At 57.5% G+C, this 3149-nt stretch carries 3 protein-coding genes and 1 pseudogene; 2 read left to right on the forward strand and 2 right to left on the reverse strand.

Features of this window, described 5'->3' with window-relative positions:
- Together AZG88_RS32460 and AZG88_RS52140 are read right to left on the reverse strand one after the other, a co-directional pair.
- The coding region (locus AZG88_RS32460; protein WP_197487979.1) for a helix-turn-helix domain-containing protein at nucleotides 1-301 on the reverse strand (301 nt) is incomplete at its 3' end.
- A gap of 84 nt (nucleotides 302-385) precedes the next feature.
- Nucleotides 386-919: a hypothetical protein gene (locus AZG88_RS52140; RefSeq protein ID WP_156517681.1), complete on the reverse strand. Its 534-nt coding sequence runs from the start codon at nucleotides 917-919 to the stop codon at nucleotides 386-388.
- Nucleotides 920-1031: 112 nt separating this feature from the next.
- Here AZG88_RS52140 and AZG88_RS50845 point away from each other — a divergent pair.
- Nucleotides 1032-1294, forward strand: a pseudogene (locus AZG88_RS50845) (phosphoadenosine phosphosulfate reductase domain-containing protein); the annotation flags it as partial.
- Nucleotides 1295-2022: 728 nt separating this feature from the next.
- Nucleotides 2023-3149 (forward strand): HEPN-associated N-terminal domain-containing protein (locus AZG88_RS32475; protein ID WP_061700188.1); only part of this gene is annotated, 1127 nt, incomplete at its 3' end.

A 3149-nucleotide genomic window follows, 5' to 3' on the forward strand; every position in this document is an offset into this window, starting at 1 on the left:
GCCAGAGGATGGCATCTGCTCGTTGGGCGACAACCTTGGTCTTGTGTTCCTGATACGAGCAAACCTCGTAGGTGACCATGGCGTCGACTGCTTTCGCGTAACGCCGGATGGTAGCGAAGGTCGCGTTCGTGCCGCCCCGCTCGAATCTCGAGACGAAACTCGGATCCACCTCCATCCTGGCTGCCACCTCGCCGGCTGACAGGTTCAGCGCGGCACGCCGAGCACGCAGCTCGCGAACAAGTTGGTTCTGCGCGCGCGCCAAGTCAACGCCAAGACGGTCCTCCGAACTCGCGTTCTCCATTCCTGGGAGCACCATGGCGTCACCTCTCTCGCTACCAGGCCGTTGACCTGCAAACTTGACTTATAGAGCAAGACTAGCAGTAAATCAATCCCAGGTGTGCCACGACCGCACAGGATCTTGCGCCTCGCACCATTTGATCCCTCGCCACATCGCCTTGACCATGTCGCCGGTCTGTCCAGCAGGGTTATAGTCGCCAGCAACTCCCTTCCCTCCAGGTCGCGAGGATCCGAGAACGAGATCCGTTTCGCCGTCCGGAGCGCTCCTCGTCTCAAGGAAATACAGCCGGTAGTCGATCTGCTTGCCGCGAGTACCTTCGGCCTTCAGTTCGCCCAGCCAGGGCATGGTCTTGCGGCTGAAGTGCCTGCGCTGATCCACGTGCCAACCGACCGGGACGGTGTACGTCCCCCCGCCGTTATCGCCGGCATCGAGGCCAACATCGATCGCATCGAGAATCAGGGCCGCAAGTACTTCCCAGGCGTCGCGGTCGATCCGCTTCAGCTCACGCAACTCGACCGCGCAGTCATCGGTGTATTCCCAATCACAGCCCGGGGTGTGGATGCGGCTTTGCCGAAGATGTTCAGGAACCGAGGCAAGTCCACGACCCCGTGATTGCGGCACAGATGTAGTCCCTTCCCACCATCAACAGTCAGTAACCGAAACATCAGGGTTGAGCGCCCTGAGGACGGGACCGAGAACGGAAGTCGTCGTCCCGCACACCATATCCGCAAGGATGCGATTGCCAGCAGAGATCCCAGAGCCCGGCCTGGACTTGACCACGCTGCGCGGACTGCGCACCTCGTCAACGCAGGCCAGACGGGCGGCCGGCGAGGCCATCCTGGCGCGGATTGAGGCGCATCTCGCCCGGCATGACGGCTACGTCCTTTCTCCGCCGGCAAGGATTCCCTCGTCGTCCTCGACCTCGTCCGGCGGGTGGACCCGGACGTGCCGGTGGTGTTCTTCGACTCCGGCCTCGGTTACCACGAAACGTTCGACTGCCGCTGTTGATTTTCAACTGCACACGGTGGGAGTTCAGGGCCGGTAGGGCACCTTGGAAAGTCGCACAGGCATCTTCTCGTAGCCCTCAGAGTCGAGCAGCTTTTCACCGCTTGTTTGCGGAGTCCCGGGTGCGGCCCGGAACCAATGACGACCTCCGAAATGGCGTGGGAGGGGAACCCGATCTCAACGTAGGGGAAAACACCCAATGCGCCTGACCTGAACTTGAGGTTTGGATCAGTTCTGTTGATGAGCAAGACACGCCACTCGTTCTCATGCTGGAACGCGTGGTGCTTCATGAAGGCGGATCGTGCGCACTCATCGCGACAACTACGGGGTGGCCCTGCCGAGCTCGCGGGTATCGCGTCCATACGTCGGATCGATACCCCAGATCGCGCCAAATGGGCGCTTACGTGCGACATTGACACGATGCCGACGAGGGCCATACCGTTCTCTCGCATCTTCTGAGCCTGGCGAATCTCATTAAGGCCACCTGCCGTTGCCCGCGTCCGAAGGTGACATGGGGGCATGAGCGCGCCGCAAATACCGACGTCAGCGCATTCCGGATCAAGTTCGTTCGAACTCGACGAGCACATTGAAGTTCGAGACGATCAACTTCCCCCTGGGGTTGCCTGATCAACCGTAGGTACAGAGTGCTGATCCGACACGGACCACATATTTAGTCGTCACAAGGGAGTTCCGACGGCTGGGTGTGCTTGCATCTCCACATGGGATTCGCGAAGGAACAGCAACTACAAGATTCGTACAGGGGCTTCACCTCGGGCGAAAAGGCCATATGCCCTGACCACATACCCGATGAGGCGCTGAAGCGACACATCCAGGATTACGCCTCCGAGGAGGCATGCAGTTTCTGCCCCGCTACGGGAACGAAGGGAGAACCCATTGCGGCGGCTTTCGAGGATTTCATGTCCGGATTCATGGTTGGAGTTCATCTCCACTATCGACGGGCGAATGACGAAGGCGCCCCATTCGAAGGTGGAGAATTTCAAATAAAACATTTCGATTCAGATGAAGTCGCGGAGGAAATGCTCTACGCGGCCATGCAGAGTTTCGATATCGATGATTCCATCCTCGATGAAATTCAGGAATGCATGGTCGAAGATGCGTGGGTCAAATCAGATTGGCAACGGATCCACCAGGACGAGGCGATGCTTCTCACCTGGAGTCGATTCAAAGAGAAAGTGAAGTATGAAACTCGATTCTTATTCATGACAGACGAAAAAGAAAGCGAATACGATCCTGAAGAAATCTCGGTGATCGACTTCTTTAAAAGGCTCAGCAATATCCTTTTTCAGATCGACGGCGTTTGGCGCCAGCTAGACAAGGGTTCAGAACTCTACCGTGGCCGGATGTTCGAGGAGAAGCAGGAACTCAGCGCGCTCTCCGGCTCCGATCTAGGATCACCACCCCGCGAGAAAGCCGCCGCAAACCGAATGAGCCCGGCTGGCATCTCAATGTTCTATGGAGGCGACTCCTACGCGACCGCAGTCGCCGAGATCAGCGCACATAGCGAATCAGCCCACGCCATAGTAGGGAAGTTCAAGACCGTAAAAGACAATATGGTGATTGACCTTTCACGCCTACCAGAATTGCCTAGTTCATTCAACAAGGACGCGCGCGACGAATATTATATTCTTTCATTCTTGCGTCAGTTCGCCAAGGACCTGGCGCAACCTATCGTCCTAGACGGCCGCGAGCATATCGATTATGTGCCCACGCAAATTTTCACCGAGTATCTTCGCCTCGAACCAGCTTATCCAGTACATGGCCTTGTATTTAACAGCACGCAGTGCGCTGGGCAGAACACTGTGATTTTCTGCGGCCGAGACGCATG

It is taken from the genome of Rhodococcus sp. LB1, from assembly GCF_001583455.1.
Lineage (GTDB): Bacteria > Actinomycetota > Actinomycetes > Mycobacteriales > Mycobacteriaceae > Rhodococcus_F > Rhodococcus_F opacus.